The organism is Pseudomonas syringae group sp. J254-4 (genome assembly GCF_032586855.1).
GTDB classification, from domain to species: domain Bacteria; phylum Pseudomonadota; class Gammaproteobacteria; order Pseudomonadales; family Pseudomonadaceae; genus Aquipseudomonas; species Aquipseudomonas amygdali.
In genome coordinates this window covers 132,358-148,607 of the sequence record NZ_JAWHOO010000009.1, presented here as the reverse complement: position 1 = coordinate 148,607, position 16,250 = coordinate 132,358, and the positions used below count along the sequence as shown (strand labels likewise).

The following is a 16,250-nucleotide window of genomic DNA, read 5'->3' as shown; positions in this document are numbered from 1 at the left end:
CGCCCGTCAGTCATGGCTTGAACGCGACATTGGCCAGACGAATAAGGCCGTCCGGGTTAGGGACGAAACCGGTCACGTTGTTACGCATGGCAATGATTCGCGGGTCGAAATACAGGTAGGCGGTCGGTACTTCATCGGCCAGCAAGCGCAGCGCTTCGTTGTACAGCGCCTGGCGTTGTGCAACGTCGTTCACGGTGCGCGCCTTGTTCAACAGCTCGTCGAGCTTGGCGTTGCAGTATTTGCCGTCGTTCTGGCCACCCTTGCAGGTCACGAACTGATGGATATCGCCGTCCGGATCGGGGCGGCCTGACCAGGCGCTCATGCCGATCTGGAAGTTGCCGCTCGCCTGTTCGCTGAGCATCGTCGCGTATTCAGTGGCAATCAGGTTGACCTTGAAGCCTGCTTCTTCAGCCATGGCCTGAATGATCTGCCCGACCTGCTGTGCGATGGGGTTGTTGGCCACTTTCAGGTCCACCGCCAATGGCAGCTTCACACCGGCCTGAGCCAGCAGCGCCTTGCTTTTCTCGATATCGCGAGCCGGGATCGGCAGGTCCTTGTCGTAATACGGGCTGTTTTTCGGGAACGGCTGAGCGCTTGGCGCGTACAGACCCTCGAACACCACCTGGTTGATAGCATCGCGGTCGATGGACAGCTCAAAGGCTTTGCGTACGCGCTTGTCCTTACCCATAGGCGAGTTGGCTTTTTCACCGTTGCCGATGTTGAACATCAGTTGCATGTAGCCCAGGCCTGGTGTGTTGTAGATCGCCAGCTTGCTGTCACCCTTGACGGTCTTTACATCGGTAGGCGCAACGCGTTCGATAATGTCCAGGTCGCCGGAGCGCAGGTTGGCCAGGCGCACCGAGGTGTCCGGAATCGGCAGGAACACCACTTTGTCGAAGTGATAAGCCTGTTTATTCCAGTACTTGTCAAAACGCTCCAGCACGATTCGATCCTGCTGCACGCGCTGCACGAATTTGTAAGGGCCGGAGCAGACCGGGTTGGAGGCGAACTCGCCTTGCGCAGCTTTCGGCGCGAGCATCATCCCGGCACGGTCCGAGAGTTGCGAAACCAGCGTGGCATCGGCTTGTTTGAGCTTGATGGAGACGGTTTTTGCGTCCATTACCTCGACGCTGTCCACCGAGGCCAGCTCGCTTTTGCGCAGCGAGTCGGGCAGGGTGCGGGCGCGGTCGAGGTTGAACTTCACCGAGGCCGCATCAAAAGGTTCACCATCGTGGTACGTCACGCCATCGCGCAACGTCATGGTCAGGGTTTTACCGTCTTCGCTCCAGTTCCAGGCGGTGGCCAGTTGCGGCGAGTAGGTCAGGTCCGGGTTGACGTCCACCAGTTTGTCGCACAGCGCGGTGTAGACCAGGCGGCCGGAGTAGGTGCGCGAACGATGCGGATCAAGCACATCGGGATCGTCCTGAATGCCGATGCGCAACGTCGATTCGGCAAAGGCAGCGTTGGCGGCCAGCAATAACAATGTTCCTGTCATGATGCGTGCGATTTTCATGGCTGGCTCTCCACTGCAAGGGATTGATGGTGCTTGAACAGATTCAGGCGCTGGGTGTAGGCAGCGCTGGGTGTCGGAAGGATCAGCGTGGCGCTGCCTGCGTTGGCGATTTCACGCCAGAAGTGGCAGGCGACCTGGCGTTCGGCCTCGACTGTTTCCATGACCGGCGCAGCGTCCTTGCACAGCGCGCGGGCGTGCGGGCAACGGGTATGGAAGCGGCAACCCGAAGGCGGGCGGCTAGGGCTGGGCATATCGCCGCCGAGCAAGGGGCGCGGCTGGCGCAGGTCCGGGTGGCTGACTGGCACAGCGGCCATCAGCGCCTGGGTATACGGGTGCAAAGGGTTTTCAAACAGCGCGTCGACCGGTGCCAGTTCGACGATTTCACCCAGGTACATCACCGCCACGCGGTCGCTCATATGGCGGATCACGGCCAGGCCATGGGCAACAATCACCAGAGTCAGGCCGAATTGATGCTTGAGGTCTTCGAGCAGGTTGACCACTTGAGCCTGCACTGAAACGTCCAGCGCCGAGACCGGCTCGTCACCGAGGATCAAGCGCGGCTCGGAAGCCAGTGCGCGGGCAATGCCGATGCGCTGGCGCTGACCACCGGAGAATTCATGGGGATGCCGGCCACCGTGTTCCGGAGCAAGACCTACCGTGCGCAACAACTCGGCGACTTTAGCCTGACGGTCGCTGCGGCTGGCCTGGCTGTGCAGCCAGATCGGTTCGCCAACGATGGATTCCACGGTCATGCGTGGGTTCAGCGAGGCGAACGGGTCCTGAAAGATGATTTGTAAGTCTCGACGCACCTGACGCAGCTTTTCCGGTGTCAGGTTGGCCAGGTTGCGGCCCTCGTAAATCACGTCACCCGCAGTCGGTTGCAGCAGGTTGAGCAGCAAGCGGCCAAGAGTGGATTTACCCGAGCCGGACTCGCCTACCAACGCCAGTGTCTCGCCCTTGCGGACTGACAGGTTGACCTGATTGACGGCCTGTACCGGTGGCTTCTTCGGCTGCAAAAGGCCGCTTTCCACGGCAAAGTGCTTGCTCAGGCCGATGCCTTCCAGAATGGGTTTCTGCGCGTTGCTGTCGGGGCTGACGCGCCCGGCGATATCTGGTCTGGAAAGGTTCACGCACTGACTCCCACATGCTGTTCCAAAGGCGCACGGATGCACGCGGCGAAGTGTCCGGGAGACAACTCAAGCAGCGGCGGGCGTTCGTCTCGGCATTGCTGGATCACGAACGGGCAGCGCCCGGCAAAGCGGCAACCGCCCGGCATTTCTGCTGGCGTCGGCACTCGGCCGTTAATCGTTGCCAGGCGTCCCTCACGAGGACCAATCGATGGCATCGAGCCCATCAGGCCGATGGTGTATGGGTGCTGCGGATCGTCGAACAGGGTTTTCACCGGCCCGCTTTCCACGACACGTCCGGCGTACATGACCATGACGTCATCAGCGACCTCGGCCACTACGCCCAGGTCGTGGGTGATGAGAATCATCGCTGTGCCAGTCTCGGCCTGCAGGTTGGCGATCAGCGAGAGGATCTGCGCCTGAATGGTTACATCCAGTGCTGTGGTCGGCTCATCCGCAATGATCAGCGCCGGGTCATTGGCCAGCGCCATGGCAATCATGGCCCGTTGCCGCATGCCACCCGAGAGTTCATGCGGGTAAGCGTCCAGCCGCTGGCGAGCGTCCGGCACGCGGACCTTTTCCAGCATGTCCAGAGCCCGCTGGCGGGCAGCCTTGTCTGAAAGGCCCTGATGACGCATCACGCTTTCGGCGATCTGCTCGCCGATGGTGAAAACCGGATTGAGGGAAGTCATCGGCTCCTGGAAGATCATCGCCATGCGGTTGCCGCGCACGTCGAGCAGGCGCTCTTCGGACATGCCCAGCAAGGCTTCATCGATCAGCAGCGAGTCGCTGGCGTCTACCCTGGCTGTCGTCGGCAACAGGCCCATCAGGCCCATTGAGGTCACGCTCTTGCCGCAGCCGGACTCGCCGACGATGGCCAGGGTCTTGCCGCGCTTGACGGAAAACGACACGCCGTCGACTACATTGGCGGGCGCACCGGCAAAGCGGACGGTCAGGTCGCTGATGCTGAGCACCGTGCCGTCGCCGTTTTCTGTGAGGTGGGCAGTGGCGCTCATAGGCTGGCCTCCAGGTCTTGGTTGATGACGGTGTTCAGGGCCTGTTGCAGCGCACGTAAATGGCCGCGCATGGCGGTGGCGGCTTTGATCGGATCGCGGCTTTCAATGGCGCTGACAATGTCGTCGTGATCGTGGCTGTAAGTGTCGAGGCGGTCGGCATTGCGCGCCCGGTGACGCAAGTCGCGCCAAGCGGGGTCCAGACGGATCGCATCGAGCATTTCGAAGATGTCCAGCATCAGCCGATTACCCGCGGCTTCGGCAATGGCGCGGTGCAGGGCGCTGTCCCACAGTTCAATACCTTCAGCATCAGTCTGCTCGGCGACCTGCTGGCGAGTGGTGCGCTCGGCAAGGCGGCGCAGAATCGCCATCTGTTCACCATTGGCCCGTACCGCTGCCAGTGAAGCAAGTGCTGGCTCCAGGTGCAGGCGCGCTTCCATGACCTCAGTAAAATTGGTCCGGCCGGAGAGCCGCGCGAAGCTCATGGCGGCACTGGGTGGCGTCGGTCCGACAAATGTCCCTTTACCTTGCCGGCGCCAGACCTGGCCTTCTGCTTCCAGCACCGACAGGGCGCGACGAACTGCGCGTCGGCTAACCCCGAAATCGGCTGCCAGATCCCGCTCGGTAGGCAATGCCCGCTGGGGGAAGGCTGCATGCTGGGCAACGATCTGCCGCAAGGCATCCAGTGCCAGTTTCGAAGAGTTGTCGATAGAGACGTCAGGATCGAACCTTTGCATCGTGGTACTCACACCAGACCAGAAAAAGATGCCCTGAGCTGCTTATAAGCAGACATTCAGGGCAAAGGGACCGGTGCAAGAGCGATGCCAATGAAAATTGGTTCGACCAACTTCCAGTTGCAGGACGCCTCCCAATTGCAGGCGATCAAGCCTGGCGCGCCAATGTTCAAAGGTTCGGCTGATCGGTTGCAGGCATGGAAGAGGATTGGTTCGCAGGTCTGTGAACCAATTTTGCGAAGGGGGCGTTTTTTTTGCATCAATGCGGGCATAGTGCGCCAGTGAGGCGCGCATTCTGCGGGGAGACTCTGGCATGGCGTTAAAAAATGCATCGATCGCTTTGCTGTTACTGGTATTGGCGGCTGGCGTCGGAACTTTCCTCCTGGTGAATGAAGTGCAACAAGGGGGAGCGTTATCATTAATAGCCAATGCGCACATTGATGGCTTGATCAGGGAGCCTTTGCTGCTCAGCGTCCGCTTGCCCGATGGTTCAAGTGCGCTTCTCGATGCTTTTGTCACGCGACCGGAGAAGCCCGGGCGCTGGCCAGTTGCTCTAATCACTCATGGCACTAACGGTGATTCGAGCGACCGCACCAAAAGCCCCAATCTTTTTTCGTCCGCGGCTACCGTATTTGCCCGTCATGGTTATGCAGCGGTAGTGGTAATGCGTCAGGGATATGGACAATCGTCAGGTGTCAGCGAAAAGCGTGATGGAACATGCCTCAGTCCCCATCATGCCAGGGCCGGCAGAATTGCAGCTGATGATCTCATTGCAGCGTTGCAAGCCATTCAGCGGGCGTCATGGTCGTTACCGGATGAGGCCGTATTGATTGGCGTATCGTCCGGAGGATTCTCGGTGCTGGCGGCGGGCGCGTCCAACCCACCGGGCATACGGGCGATAATAAATTTCGACGGTGGGCGCGGGGCCAAGGGAGACGGCAATGTTTGCGGCAAGGAGCAACTTCTAACGGCTATTAAAACTTACGGGAGCCTCTCGCGACTGCCTACCTTATGGATGTACGCCACCAACGATAAAGTATTTCCACTGCCACTCGGCGAAGAGTTTTTTGCAAGCTACATCGATCATGGAGGACGTGGAGAGTTTTTCCAGGCTCCGGCATTTGGTGAGGATGGTCACACGTTCTTTGAATGGGCGCCTGAAGAAATATGGTGGGGCAGGGTGGCTGATTTTCTGGATAAGAACAGGCTGCCGAGTGATGAGATCATTTCTGCACCTGTCCCGGATCTGGAACCGCCCGAGGGCTTGGCCACATCAGGGAAAGCGTCTTTTCAAAAATATCTGAACAGCCAGGTGTATGAAAAAGCTTTCGCGACCAATGGAGCAGGTGTCTGGGCCTGGAGCGGGGGGCATCGCAGTCAGGATCAAGCAGGCAAAAAAGCGCTAACTCGCTGCGAGAAGATGACACTCGCAAAAAAGGGGTTGCCTTGTACGGTCTATGCAGTAGGTAACACGCTGGTTAACGCGCAGAGAAAGTAAGTTATTTTTTATGAGGACTTCGCGACATCACTTCGCCGCGAGTTGTTGGGCCTGCTGCAACTCGTCGGGTGATATCTTATTCTCGCGTGCCTGTTTTACCAGGGCGTTGTTGGCAGTCGCGAGGCCAGCGTTGAGGGTTGATATCTCCGTGACCAATGCGCCGATTTTGGATTTTTTGATCTCGGGGTCCATATTCTGATCCGCCATGAGCGCCTGTAACTCCTGCTGTTTCTCCTCAATTTGTCGCTTCAGCTCGCGGATCATCTTGAGGGTTTTTTGCGTCTGGTCTGGTAAGCCGCTTGATTCAATATCGGCATTCGACTTTGCCTGTGGCTTCTTGTCGTCGGCTGATTTCTGAATACTTGCCCCAGACAATGAGACCTTTACCCCTTCGGCAGGAATTGCAGTTGTAGCTGCAGAAGACGACTCAAGCGATTCATCTTTGACGTTGGCACTGTCAGGCCTGGGCGCAGGGACAACCGTTGGCGTGTAGCTAAAATTCGAGAACTGAGTGGTGATGTTCAACGTATATGCCTCATGAGATGTCCGCAGTACGCCATTGGTACGGAAATGTAGCAAAACGTATCATTACTGAATCATCGGCCGATCCAACCAAATCTTTAGGTTCCGGGAGTGCGCCGATTATGATTCAAGCGCAAACGCTAACGACGTTCGCGACGACTCGACATTGACGGCTGTGCTGCCCAATCGGCTGCGGCACAAGGGCACTATTCCGGTAAATCGATTTGAATGGCGCGGGTGCCGATCTCTGCGCCGGTCTCGGCATCGATCACGACAGGCTTTACGTCAGTTCCGGTCTCGGCGTCTTTGAACCAGACCAGCTTGCCTTCTCCGCGGTGCTTTCGTCCCCAGGCTGCTATCGCAAAAAGCACCGGCCAATAGTCGCGCCCAGCCTCGGTCAGCACGTACTCATCACGCGGTGGGCGCTCTGAATAACGACGCTTTTCGAGTAACTTTTCCTCTGTGAGGGTTTCGAGACGTTTAGTCAGCATGGTCGGGGCGATACCGAGGCTCTTCTTGAACTGATCAAAGCGCGTCAATCCTGAATTAGCATCTCGCAAAATCAACATCGACCAAGTGTCGCCCAGAACGGCCAGGCTCCGAGCAATAGGGCATGTGCCTTGAGTTGGGTCTTTAGTGTTCATATCATTTCCGTATTAACTCAATACTGAAACGATACTATCAGGTGTACAGCCACGAGTCCAACAGGGTTTTGACTCGTGAAAAGTCACCCATTCAAGGCGTGGGGAGGGCAGAAATCCAATGGCTCCCGATCCCCAGGCTGAAGCGCGTCAGGATCGCAACACCGCACCCCTAACGAACAGAGGTTTGAGCTGACAGGTAGGTGGGAAAAGATTTTTCACTGTCAGTATCATTTCGGTATTGACTAGGTACTGAATCGATACTATCGTTCATCCATCAGCCTCACCTCAGAAAACAGACGCGATCAGTGACGCTCAAATCGCTAAAAAAACTGGGGCAGGGGGTCGACATCAAAGTATGACGCAATCCCAAAAACCACCGACCGTGATCTTGCGGTCTGTTAAAACACGCCCACGAGAATACTAAGATGAAAAAAACAGTTTTGGTTACCGGCGCATCATCTGGCTTTGGATTGATTCTTGCCAATGGCCTGCACAAACAGGGCTATGAGGTGATCGGCACCAGCCGAGAGCCTCAAAAGCACGCAAGCAAAGTACCTTTCAAACTCTTGCAACTGAATATTGATGATGATGTTTCAATTGCGTCATTTGCCACAGACCTGTTCAAGCATATCAAGCGGCTCGACGTTCTCGTGAATAATGCTGGCTATATGGTCACGGGCATAGCGGAAGAGACCTCTATTGAACTGGGCCGCCAACAGTTGGAGACAAATTTCTGGGGCACCGTGAAGGTAACCAACGCTTTGCTTCCTTATTTTCGAGCACAGAAAGGAGGGAAGATCATCACGGTCAGTTCTATTGTAGGCCTGATCGGTCCTCCCAACCTTTCTTACTACACAGCTTCAAAGCACGCTGTCCAAGGCTATTTCAAGTCTCTGCGATTCGAGCTGGATCAATTTAACATCAAGGTCAGCATGGTTGAGCCGGTCTGGTTCAAAACGAATCTGGGCGCACATGCTGTATCGGCAGAAGGAACCCGAATTGCCGATTACAACAACTACAGAAGGCAGGTTGAAGCAGCAACCCAAAAAGGTATTGATGCAGCAGAGAAGCCCGATGCTGTTATCAAAAAAATCAATAGCTTGATCGAAGCAAAGAATCCTAATTTCAGCAATCCTGTCGGCAAAATGACTGGAATGATTTTGTTTTTACAGAGTTACCTGCCCAGCATGTTTGAAGGCTCAATTCTTAAGAGCGTGAAAACAGCTTAAACTCTGACGTTTAAAAGCAAACAAGTCCTTAGCCAGAAAATAAATTCACGTACGTGCTGATGGTGGTTAATGTTTGGCAACAGCCAGGTGATCAGTCACGTCTCCAGAATGGGTTTTAAAATGAAATACTACCTTTGCAAGTTCGTACCGCCGCGCGCTGATTTTCTGAGCACCTTGTCTCCCGAAGAAAAAAGCTTGATGCAGTTGCACGGTGACTATTTGAACGCTCTTCTCGAAAAAGGAGTGATCGTCGCCCACGGGCCTGTACTTGAACCCCCGATGGGATACGGAATGTCTCTTTTTCAAATCGGAGAAGACGTTGAAATTGCTTCCTTTACCTCTGAGGACCCGATTGTGAAAAATGGTGTCGGCCATTATGAACATTATGCAATGCCACATTTGAAATACCGTGACCAAGAAAAAACGTCCGACTGAACTGCGTCACCGAGCAGGTGCAGGGCTTTCTCGCACAGGGCTTCAGCAAGTCTGAACGTTCTTTTGGTTATGGCGGTGATCAAGGTGAGCGACAGCAATCGCGTGATTGAGTTACCTATTCTTGGGGCGGTGAACAACTTAAATGCTCTTTAGGCCAGGACATTGACTTTCGGTCAGATCTACATGGAGTTGGTGCGAACGCAAACAGATTTTCCGACAATCAAGGAGTGCGTGGCTATTGTTAATGTTCTGGTCGCCGAAGGACTGATTGTATCTAAAGGAGTTCTTGAGAATGACCCAGGTTTTCCGTATACGCAACATTTAATAGGGGGTCTAACCGAAGTCGGAGTGGCCGCGCTAATGACAGACGGTATTTTCCTGGAATGATTGATTACGCCGCCGGATACAGCGTGTAGAGGAGCTATCCGGCGTGCTACCTATCTGCGTTCGACACTTTGAGCCTTACTATGATCGCTGTAAGCGTATGGCAAACCCGCCTTGACCAGACGACTTTGCGCCGCTGCGATAATTTGTTGCATACCAGTCTCCAAAGACTTGCTTGCAGAAATATCAAAACACCCCGGTTACTCCGACAATCCTGACTGTAATGACGCAATTATTTTTCTGAGTCGAGAGTACTGTGAAAGACCTCTTACCGCTGGCGAAGCAGAAAAACAGCTGTTGGCGGTTCATTTGCTCAGGGCCTCTCTGTGACGCGTGGAGCGATTCAGGCAGGTGTTCGTGAAAACCGGGTTTGAAGAATACTCTGACAAGATGATGGGGTGAGGAGGGGCAACAGTCATCGGTGAGGAATGATCAAGTCGCTGCTCAGCAAAGTTCCGGCACTGGCTGTCGTTCTGAAATCTTTCAGTCCTCTGCTCCCCAGCGGGGTTGTGGCTGGTAGAGGAGGTTGGAGCTTATACGTTGCAACACCGCCTGCGAGCTGGATTTCTGTCCAGAGAACATCATGCGCTCCGTTCACGACTTTTTGCTCATGGCCGAGGAGTAGGCTCCCCCTAGGAATCGCAACGTTCTCAAAATTGTCATAGACATCGTCGGACACCGTTCCCGTTACAAATTCCGGGGTGACAGATTGCAGCGTGATTTCGATGAAGGTACCCATACTCAACTCATACGGAACTGGCTGATGGAGTGTGGCTTTGATAGGTGCATCGATATCTGCTGGTTGAGCTAACGCGGTGTTGAGTCCGAACAGCATGGTCCATACCGGGGTTGCAGCGATTTTCTTCATAAGCATTACGGTTTCTCTTTGTTGAGGTGATGCTGTGGTACCGACAGAGTAGACGCGCGCAGCAGTATTTTCCCCCCGAGATTTGGGCACAGTCTGCATCAGGGTGTTTTCAACTCAAATCGCGATTGGCGCATTTGTGCAAGCGTGAACGGAGGTTAGTGACAATGGACACAGACTGACAGCAGTTACAAATAGATACAATTTAACATAATATACATTATGCGTACCTCTGGATTCCATGCCGGCCTCGATGTACAGTCCTTTTAATCACCAAAAAGCATAACTCAACTAAATTACCGTTTAGTCGAGTTATATCACTGCTTGGCTGCTGGAGCTGGCCGGCTGCTGTCAGCAACGACAGTGAACTGCGCACCCTTGTTCTTAACCGGCACCTGTGACGCATCAATAGGAACTGTCTGAGGAGCGGCCTGAGCAACAGATTGCTGTGAGTGATCCTGTTGATCTTGATGTCGACCAGAAAGCCAGGGATCGAAAGTACCAACCTTAACGAAAACAAAACACGCTGAGACAGGAACATCGAGCGGCGTACCTTGCTGGCTATAACACTTGCAAGTGCCTCGCTCAGCAGATGACATACAGGCAGCAACCCTGGGGAAATCTGTAGGAGCCGTTAAGGCATCATAAATCGGTGCTGTGTGTGGAAGACCTGCGATACGTGGCTTTATTGACTCTGCATTCCAAGTTGATGGTTCAGCCTGCAAATTAACTACGGGGGGTGAAAACGACATAGAGGTTTGAGGCTGAGGTTGTTCAGCAGGCTTAGCAGCATGAGTAGAAAGGACAGAATCTTCCTTTGGTTTAGAAAGACTATTAACCTGCCTAAGACCCAAATAGCCACCTACGCAAATCATAAGTAAGGCAATAAGTATAAGACCAATGAGTTTCTTAGGAGGCTTAGCCTTGTGAGTATCAAGAACTGTTGAGGTATATAGTTTGAATACCTCTGGATTCGGGGTGACAAACTTTCTCTGGCCTACTGCCTTTGCAGACTTGCTTAATGGATCGCCTTGAGCACTTTCGAACTCATAACGGACCATCTTCATGTTCCAAGGACGATGATAATGAACATGGGGCTTGGCCAGCTTTCTGGCAAAAGGATGCAAATACATAGGGCTTTGGGTAGTTACGATAAAGTCATAACCACCATGCCGATGACGTGCAAGCTTCTTGATCCACTCAGGAGGCTCGCGGGGAATATCAGTACCACAGAAGTCTTGGACCTCGTCACAGAAGATAACAGAACCCTCTGGTAACTCTTGCCATCCTTTAATGTGATCAATGGCAACTACACCATGTGCGGAAGGATCAAAACCATTAATGGGAGTGCAGTACTTTGGACGTCCGCTATAAGCTGGGTTGTTCAAAAAATCCCACAGCTCATTAGATGTTTTGCCCTCACCCGGAAGGCCAGTTACTAACTTAAACATTAAGACACCGCCTTTTTGCTCATCGCTGCTTTAGCGCCGGATATGGAAACGCGAAGTGCATACGCTGAAAAGATAATGGCAATTGCATTAGGGACGCCAAGAAATTGCAAAAAACCGTATGCATCTGCACCAACAGATGAAAGATTGCTTAATATCTTGGCCTCAACCCAATTATAAATGGGCATTATCACAGTGCTAGAAACGGTCATAACTCCCAAGGCTGCAAACAGTCGAGGGAGGACCCACATTGCAATTGCCTGACCCGCAACAAAAAGTACCTGAAACATGGTTATACCTCCTTAGAAAGAATTCGTGCGGCAGCAAGATAGGCAGCAGCAATTAATCCATAACGCAAAATAACTAGCGGATCGCATATTTGCGAAAAAGGCAATTGAAGTGTATGACCGCCTATTGAAACCTGTTTATCTGGATAGCACTTCCCTCCCCCATAATTGCCAGAACCAGCAGACATGAACTTAGAAAGAAAACCGGAAACCTGAGAATCAAGTTGATCTTGGCTTTCCTGCATAAGGTCTTGCTGTATGTCTATTTCTTTATCGCGACCAATTTTTTCTTTCTCAGTAGGGAGAGATATAAGCCTACAAGAGTCAAAATAACTTTGGTTCAATATGGCACATGAGAAAACATCACCATCACATGCAGGAGGTTTTTTACAATCCTGAGAGGATGAAGCTTCAATGTCTTTATCGTCATCCTTACCTTCACCAGCACCACCGCCGCCGTTATTCTCAGTGCCAGGAGAAGGAGCGTCACCAGTGCCAGTGCCACCACCAGCGCCGCCACCACCACTACTGCCACCGCCAGAACCGCCAGAACCGCCACCACCTGTAGGGGGCTTAGGAGTAGTGGAAGTATCTTTTTCATCTTCCCAGTACTTAACACAGGTTGTTCCAGACCAAGCATAACCACGTGGGCAATTATTAGCAGGATCGGTAGGATCATTGGGGTTTGTCGGAGGAACTGTAGTAGCAGGAGCGCCAGAGTTAGAAGCCTCCTCACTACCATCGCAAGACTGACCATTGCCAGTATAATTAAATATACAGTAGTAACTATCAGGATTAGCCTTTAAGGGGCCACAGGTAGCGGATCCACCGGAAGTGTAAACAAACTGACAGGAGTTATTACACATCTTATTATTGACAGGTATAACTCCTCCCGATTGCTTAGAAGCGGAACTTAAAGAAATTGAAGTTGTACCAGTGGTATCAGCACAATCAGGCTTATCGCACTTACCATTGATTGGGTTATAAAGTGATCCACTAGGACAGGAATCACCCCTTCGAGAAATATTAAAATCCTGAAAGTAGCCATGTTTATATGATCCCTGACAAGTTGCGTCATAACCCGATGGGTTCATAACTACAGAAGTAATTGCAGTAGGGCCGGGAAATTGAGCAGCAGCAGACCTCTCGCAAACCTCAATAGGGGTTTTTGCGGTAATTTGCGTTGACTGATCAATCCAGTAGTAGTCTTGAGCGAAGGAAAAAAAAGAAGAAAAAAATAATAAAAACGGCAAATATCGAGAATAGTTCATAATTCAAACCTTAGAGATTACAAACAGAAGTTCATCGCCAATGAGCCTCATACTTCGGCTTCACAGGCGATGAACTATAGGTAAAAAAAACCCCCGAAAGAAAACGAGGGTTTATAAAACGACACGTGCCGTTTTAGTTACAGCGCACCACGAACGATCTTATAGAGCTTCACGGTTGCGGCAAGACCGAGGGAGGCGACACCGATTGCAGCAACAGCGGTAAGGCCAGTGGTGAGGATCGAGATTACTTCTGCTACGTCCATTTTGTTACTCCAGTGTGTTGAGCATTATTGCTCGATGGCTTTCTTTATTTGCTTAAAGACGAAGTTACTCGCCCAGTACATCAAAGCTAACGTGAAGAGACTTACAACTATCTCCGGCGTCAGCCATTGAATCTTTGTATCTGATAGCTCAGCTTGAGACGGCGTATAAACCGACATAGTGTTGCCAGCACAAGTAGCAGCACCCCTGTTAGGACTGATGGCTATAGTGCCCTCACAGACAAGATAAGCTGTCATATCAAGCAGTTTTCATTGCATCAGAAAGCGGAGGAATGTTCTTGCGACGACCTTGACGAGGGTCAACATCGAATTGAAGACGACCATCGCGAACATCACAGACAACGTCACACTCATAAGTGCCAGGCTGAGGAACTTCGGACTGTTGCTGTGCATAGAATTCAACCTTCTGAGGATAAGGGATTCCAGGAAGGTGAACAAAAGCCTGATACATGGTATAGGGATTCTTGGACTGCTTAGCGATGCCGCTACGGGAAATGCCAGAAACTTCGACCATAAGAGTAGGGAATTTGAGAGACATAATGGTGCCCTTTTAAAGTTTGGGAAGCCGAGAACTTAAGCTCGGATTGGAGTATGCCCAGCTGGGCGGTGTTAAATTAGGTACACGGCGAAACGTAAGAAACTGTCGCTTGGCTATTTGCGAGCGTACTTGTTCAGCTGATGAAGCCTGTAAAAACAGACGCATAAGCGAACTAGCGAAAGCAGAATCATCAATGTTGCCAGAGTTAAAATTGGCAATCTCGGCCTCGACGGAATAACGGAGAATTTGATATTGGGACTTGTCCATTAGTAACCCATCCATTCAGCAACAGAAATAGTACCTTGCCAACTCGACTCGCGATCATGAAACCATATCTTTTCGGGTTTAAAGCCCTGCTCTTTACGAACTTGAATTACAGCAAGTGTTTCTGCTACTTGCTGGGTCAGAACAGGATTCATGAACTGCTTGACGTGACGCTGCTGGTCAAGCATGCGACGTTGCCCAGGTGAAAGCTGGATGCCTTGAAGGCTTACAGTCTTCATGCGGCCAACTTCAAGTGATTAGCACGACGATACCAAAGAGGAACAGCAAGTTCGGACTTGGATACCTCGCGACACTGACGAACAAATACAGGGGCGAAACGCGAAGTGTCGCAAGCATTACGAATATTGATACCAATTCGATTAAGACGAGCGGCGTGAGTCTGAACCTGCTTTTTATTAAAGTCAAAGACCTGACCATGCATCCACTGGATTGCATACATAGCTGTAGTATTCGCAGATCGAGTAGAGTCAACGATTTTTTCAGAAACCAATTGCTCACTGATGCTAACTATATCCATAGCTGTCACCTTTAACCTTTCGTCTATTTTAAGAAACTCGCGGTGGAGTTCGCCAAATCGGCTCTCATTAAACATACCCCAATAGCACAGGGCCTCACGCTGGAGGAATTCACTCTTTAACTCTTGTTCCATACGGACAACACCGTTATGGAAACAGTAATTGCGAAGGTCAAGAACATACTTGAATTGCTCGGAGTCCTCACCATAAAGACGTTTTATCTTAGGCAAAAGATTCTGATCCATTTCAAATGCCTTATCGTAACCCTTCCGATACTGGAGACGACCGCCCTGACCATTACCCTTTGGGGTCCAAGAAACAGTTCGGCCATTTGGATATAAGAAACCTATTGAATGCCCAATACGCTGACTAGATACACCACGAAGATAAGCAAGAACATTACCCTCGCCTAGAGCGATGTTAGTTGTCAGGTCGATTCGTTCAATCTTGGCGCCATCGGCAACGAGATCACTCGATTTAGCGCCTGATACGCCTTGGCGCAATTCAAGGCGTGTGCAACGGGTGAAAGCAGGAAGCCCGTATTCACGCAATAACGAGTTGTAGACAGATATGCACTGTTCAACTGAGGTGTAGCCAAAAAGGTTATCAAGGCGACCTACTCTACTGGGATTGCCTTCGACACGAACCTTTCGACCCTGTACATGGATCGTCACGGAAGTGGAATGGCTGGCTTCATGCTTGAAACGAGGCTGGCGAGTGCTCAGGACCTCATTGGTGTTGGAATCGATGGTCAACGTAAAAACGTCACAGACCACAGGTAGGTCGTGGTCGTGCTCCTGAGAAACGGTGAGCCAGTCGATCATCATGCGGAGCGTCCTTACACATGCACACAAGTAACATGGGGGAGGAATGTACACATGTGGAACTGCACACGTCAATACGTGTCAACGTGCACACATGTATTATTGGAGGGAATTTGATGAACGGTGATGGCATGGCCACGAACGTAAGACTGACAACTGCAGAGCAGGAAGCTATTCGGCAAAAAGCTATAGAATTCAATAAGATACTGATCAAACAAGGAAAGCAGCCATTACGCGACAGCGAACTGGTGCACAAAATCCTTGAAAAATCAGTGCCTTACGCAAGGCTTTCAGAATCAGGAGATGTGATTATCGATTCTGAGTGACCGGTAGACCGTGGGATACCACGGTAAAGTGGGGGTGTAACAGCACCCCCACCCGCTCGGCTCGAAAACAACAGGGACAGAAAATGCGCGCAGAACGCGATCAGGACGACACGGTACGCACTCAGAAGAAGCGTGAACGCCGTCTGGCATACGAAATAGCAATTGGCATCATCATTGGCGGCATGACGCTGGCAACGATACAGGCGCTGATAGCGATGGTTGCCTGGCAGATCTACCTTCATGACTTGAAAGTAATCCTGAGATAGCCAGGTGCTGCAAGAAACGACCTCCGGGACCCGACAACCGACTGTGCTGTGCGTTATGGGTCCGTTGCGGTAAAGCTGAGTGATCATGGCGCGAAGTGATCTTGCAGAGGGCCTGAGAGCGTCACACGCGATCAGGAGAGGTGGTGCCACGCATAATTGACGTTATGGGTAAATCGATCGCCGGGGGCTGCGCAATGGTCCCGACAATCGATTCTGGCCGTTGGCCGCAAGTACCATAACGTCCA

General features: G+C 52.1%; 20 protein-coding genes and 1 pseudogene. 7 read left to right on the top strand and 14 right to left on the bottom strand.

Translation table 11 applies throughout. The annotated features are described in order from the left end of the window. Nucleotides 1-10: 10 nt before the first annotated feature. Genes RYB09_RS13675 through RYB09_RS13660 form a run of 4 tightly spaced genes read right to left on the bottom strand, consistent with a single transcriptional unit; the run spans nucleotide 11 to nucleotide 4,390 of the window. Nucleotides 11-1,513, bottom strand: coding sequence for an ABC transporter substrate-binding protein (locus tag RYB09_RS13675; protein ID WP_122259907.1), 1,503 nt, complete (start codon nucleotides 1,511-1,513; stop codon nucleotides 11-13). After that, complete coding sequence (locus tag RYB09_RS13670) at nucleotides 1,510-2,643, bottom strand: ABC transporter ATP-binding protein (RefSeq protein ID WP_122259908.1); 1,134 nt, start codon at nucleotides 2,641-2,643, stop codon at nucleotides 1,510-1,512. Before RYB09_RS13670 ends, RYB09_RS13675 begins: the two co-directional genes overlap by 4 nt. Then, nucleotides 2,640-3,656: an ABC transporter ATP-binding protein gene (locus tag RYB09_RS13665; protein WP_316888902.1), complete on the bottom strand. Its 1,017-nt coding sequence runs from the start codon at nucleotides 3,654-3,656 to the stop codon at nucleotides 2,640-2,642. Before RYB09_RS13665 ends, RYB09_RS13670 begins: the two co-directional genes overlap by 4 nt. Further along, complete coding sequence (locus RYB09_RS13660; protein ID WP_054072536.1) at nucleotides 3,653-4,390, bottom strand: FadR/GntR family transcriptional regulator; 738 nt, start codon at nucleotides 4,388-4,390, stop codon at nucleotides 3,653-3,655. Before RYB09_RS13660 ends, RYB09_RS13665 begins: the two co-directional genes overlap by 4 nt. Nucleotides 4,391-4,480: 90 nt before the next feature. On the opposite strand from RYB09_RS13660, the gene RYB09_RS13655 reads away from it, so the two are divergent. Both RYB09_RS13655 and RYB09_RS13650 read left to right on the top strand, forming a co-directional pair. Beyond that, a complete protein-coding gene (locus RYB09_RS13655; protein WP_219168878.1) occupies nucleotides 4,481-4,672 on the top strand; it encodes a hypothetical protein in 192 nt (63 codons plus the stop codon). 28 nt (nucleotides 4,673-4,700) lie between these two features. Further along, nucleotides 4,701-5,885 carry a dienelactone hydrolase family protein gene (locus RYB09_RS13650; RefSeq protein ID WP_316888899.1) on the top strand — a complete coding sequence of 395 codons (1,185 nt, stop codon included), beginning with the start codon at nucleotides 4,701-4,703 and terminating at the stop codon, nucleotides 5,883-5,885. A gap of 27 nt (nucleotides 5,886-5,912) precedes the next feature. On the opposite strand, the gene RYB09_RS13645 is transcribed toward RYB09_RS13650, so the two are convergent. After that, a complete protein-coding gene (locus RYB09_RS13645) occupies nucleotides 5,913-6,410 on the bottom strand; it encodes a hypothetical protein (RefSeq protein WP_316888897.1) in 498 nt (165 codons plus the stop codon). Nucleotides 6,411-6,613: 203 nt separating this feature from the next. After that, on the bottom strand, nucleotides 6,614-7,051 hold the full coding sequence (locus RYB09_RS13640) for a winged helix-turn-helix transcriptional regulator (protein ID WP_058402940.1): 438 nt from the start codon (nucleotides 7,049-7,051) through the stop codon (nucleotides 6,614-6,616). A gap of 425 nt (nucleotides 7,052-7,476) precedes the next feature. On the opposite strand from RYB09_RS13640, the gene RYB09_RS13635 reads away from it, so the two are divergent. The 3 genes and pseudogenes from RYB09_RS13635 to RYB09_RS13625 all read left to right on the top strand — a co-directional run bounded on the left by RYB09_RS13635 (nucleotide 7,477) and on the right by RYB09_RS13625 (nucleotide 9,102). After that, nucleotides 7,477-8,280 (top strand): SDR family NAD(P)-dependent oxidoreductase, encoded by an 804-nt coding sequence (locus RYB09_RS13635; RefSeq protein WP_316888895.1) that lies wholly within the window; start codon nucleotides 7,477-7,479, stop codon nucleotides 8,278-8,280. 69 nt (nucleotides 8,281-8,349) lie between these two features. Beyond that, nucleotides 8,350-8,715 (top strand): YciI family protein, encoded by a 366-nt coding sequence (locus RYB09_RS13630; RefSeq protein WP_316888894.1) that lies wholly within the window; start codon nucleotides 8,350-8,352, stop codon nucleotides 8,713-8,715. Between the two features lie 69 nt (nucleotides 8,716-8,784). Next, nucleotides 8,785-9,102 (top strand): annotated as a pseudogene (locus tag RYB09_RS13625) (hypothetical protein). Between the two features lie 412 nt (nucleotides 9,103-9,514). On the opposite strand, the gene RYB09_RS13620 reads toward RYB09_RS13625, so the two are convergent. The 8 genes from RYB09_RS13620 to RYB09_RS13585 form a co-directional block, all read right to left on the bottom strand. Further along, nucleotides 9,515-9,973, bottom strand: coding sequence for a hypothetical protein (locus RYB09_RS13620; protein WP_316888892.1), 459 nt, complete (start codon nucleotides 9,971-9,973; stop codon nucleotides 9,515-9,517). Between the two features lie 308 nt (nucleotides 9,974-10,281). Next, nucleotides 10,282-11,415 carry a zonular occludens toxin domain-containing protein gene (locus RYB09_RS13615; protein ID WP_316888890.1) on the bottom strand — a complete coding sequence of 378 codons (1,134 nt, stop codon included), beginning with the start codon at nucleotides 11,413-11,415 and terminating at the stop codon, nucleotides 10,282-10,284. After that, complete coding sequence (locus RYB09_RS13610; protein ID WP_020313420.1) at nucleotides 11,415-11,702, bottom strand: DUF2523 family protein; 288 nt, start codon at nucleotides 11,700-11,702, stop codon at nucleotides 11,415-11,417. Before RYB09_RS13610 ends, RYB09_RS13615 begins: the two co-directional genes overlap by 1 nt. Nucleotides 11,703-11,704: 2 nt before the next feature. Next, nucleotides 11,705-12,970 (bottom strand): virulence factor TspB C-terminal domain-related protein, encoded by a 1,266-nt coding sequence (locus RYB09_RS13605; RefSeq protein WP_316888888.1) that lies wholly within the window; start codon nucleotides 12,968-12,970, stop codon nucleotides 11,705-11,707. 137 nt (nucleotides 12,971-13,107) lie between these two features. Then, complete coding sequence (locus tag RYB09_RS13600; RefSeq protein WP_004662245.1) at nucleotides 13,108-13,233, bottom strand: major capsid protein; 126 nt, start codon at nucleotides 13,231-13,233, stop codon at nucleotides 13,108-13,110. 256 nt (nucleotides 13,234-13,489) lie between these two features. Beyond that, complete coding sequence (locus RYB09_RS13595; protein WP_081004024.1) at nucleotides 13,490-13,789, bottom strand: propanediol utilization protein; 300 nt, start codon at nucleotides 13,787-13,789, stop codon at nucleotides 13,490-13,492. 266 nt (nucleotides 13,790-14,055) lie between these two features. Then, entirely contained in the window at nucleotides 14,056-14,292 is a 237-nt protein-coding gene (locus RYB09_RS13590) for a hypothetical protein (protein WP_020313417.1), read from the bottom strand. Beyond that, the gene (locus RYB09_RS13585; RefSeq protein ID WP_316888881.1) at nucleotides 14,289-15,416 is read right to left on the bottom strand and encodes a phage/plasmid replication protein; all 1,128 of its coding nucleotides are present in this window, start codon (nucleotides 15,414-15,416) and stop codon (nucleotides 14,289-14,291) included. The genes RYB09_RS13590 and RYB09_RS13585 overlap by 4 nt, the downstream gene beginning before the upstream one ends. A gap of 113 nt (nucleotides 15,417-15,529) precedes the next feature. On the opposite strand from RYB09_RS13585, the gene RYB09_RS13580 reads away from it, so the two are divergent. After that, on the top strand, nucleotides 15,530-15,739 hold the full coding sequence (locus RYB09_RS13580; protein ID WP_020313137.1) for a hypothetical protein: 210 nt from the start codon (nucleotides 15,530-15,532) through the stop codon (nucleotides 15,737-15,739). Between the two features lie 83 nt (nucleotides 15,740-15,822). Further along, nucleotides 15,823-16,005 carry a hypothetical protein gene (locus tag RYB09_RS13575; RefSeq protein WP_316888878.1) on the top strand — a complete coding sequence of 61 codons (183 nt, stop codon included), beginning with the start codon at nucleotides 15,823-15,825 and terminating at the stop codon, nucleotides 16,003-16,005. Nucleotides 16,006-16,250: the final 245 nt, after the last annotated feature.

What these genes read in the sequence shown, in the direction of transcription:
- RYB09_RS13675 (WP_122259907.1), bottom strand. Translation starts at nt 1,513, where the DNA reads ATGAAAATCGCACGCATCATGACAGGAACATTGTTATTGCTGGCCGCC.
- RYB09_RS13665 (WP_316888902.1), bottom strand. Translation starts at nt 3,656, where the DNA reads ATGAGCGCCACTGCCCACCTCACAGAAAACGGCGACGGCACGGTGCTC.
- RYB09_RS13660 (WP_054072536.1), bottom strand. Translation starts at nt 4,390, where the DNA reads ATGCAAAGGTTCGATCCTGACGTCTCTATCGACAACTCTTCGAAACTG.
- RYB09_RS13655 (WP_219168878.1), top strand. Translation starts at nt 4,481, where the DNA reads ATGAAAATTGGTTCGACCAACTTCCAGTTGCAGGACGCCTCCCAATTG.
- RYB09_RS13650 (WP_316888899.1), top strand. Translation starts at nt 4,701, where the DNA reads ATGGCGTTAAAAAATGCATCGATCGCTTTGCTGTTACTGGTATTGGCG.
- RYB09_RS13640 (WP_058402940.1), bottom strand. Translation starts at nt 7,051, where the DNA reads ATGAACACTAAAGACCCAACTCAAGGCACATGCCCTATTGCTCGGAGC.
- RYB09_RS13635 (WP_316888895.1), top strand. Translation starts at nt 7,477, where the DNA reads ATGAAAAAAACAGTTTTGGTTACCGGCGCATCATCTGGCTTTGGATTG.
- RYB09_RS13630 (WP_316888894.1), top strand. Translation starts at nt 8,350, where the DNA reads ATGTTTGGCAACAGCCAGGTGATCAGTCACGTCTCCAGAATGGGTTTT.
- RYB09_RS13620 (WP_316888892.1), bottom strand. Translation starts at nt 9,973, where the DNA reads ATGCTTATGAAGAAAATCGCTGCAACCCCGGTATGGACCATGCTGTTC.
- RYB09_RS13615 (WP_316888890.1), bottom strand. Translation starts at nt 11,415, where the DNA reads ATGTTTAAGTTAGTAACTGGCCTTCCGGGTGAGGGCAAAACATCTAAT.
- RYB09_RS13610 (WP_020313420.1), bottom strand. Translation starts at nt 11,702, where the DNA reads ATGTTTCAGGTACTTTTTGTTGCGGGTCAGGCAATTGCAATGTGGGTC.
- RYB09_RS13605 (WP_316888888.1), bottom strand. Translation starts at nt 12,970, where the DNA reads ATGAACTATTCTCGATATTTGCCGTTTTTATTATTTTTTTCTTCTTTT.
- RYB09_RS13600 (WP_004662245.1), bottom strand. Translation starts at nt 13,233, where the DNA reads ATGGACGTAGCAGAAGTAATCTCGATCCTCACCACTGGCCTTACCGCT.
- RYB09_RS13595 (WP_081004024.1), bottom strand. Translation starts at nt 13,789, where the DNA reads ATGTCTCTCAAATTCCCTACTCTTATGGTCGAAGTTTCTGGCATTTCC.
- RYB09_RS13590 (WP_020313417.1), bottom strand. Translation starts at nt 14,292, where the DNA reads ATGAAGACTGTAAGCCTTCAAGGCATCCAGCTTTCACCTGGGCAACGT.
- RYB09_RS13585 (WP_316888881.1), bottom strand. Translation starts at nt 15,416, where the DNA reads ATGATGATCGACTGGCTCACCGTTTCTCAGGAGCACGACCACGACCTA.
- RYB09_RS13580 (WP_020313137.1), top strand. Translation starts at nt 15,530, where the DNA reads ATGAACGGTGATGGCATGGCCACGAACGTAAGACTGACAACTGCAGAG.
- RYB09_RS13575 (WP_316888878.1), top strand. Translation starts at nt 15,823, where the DNA reads ATGCGCGCAGAACGCGATCAGGACGACACGGTACGCACTCAGAAGAAG.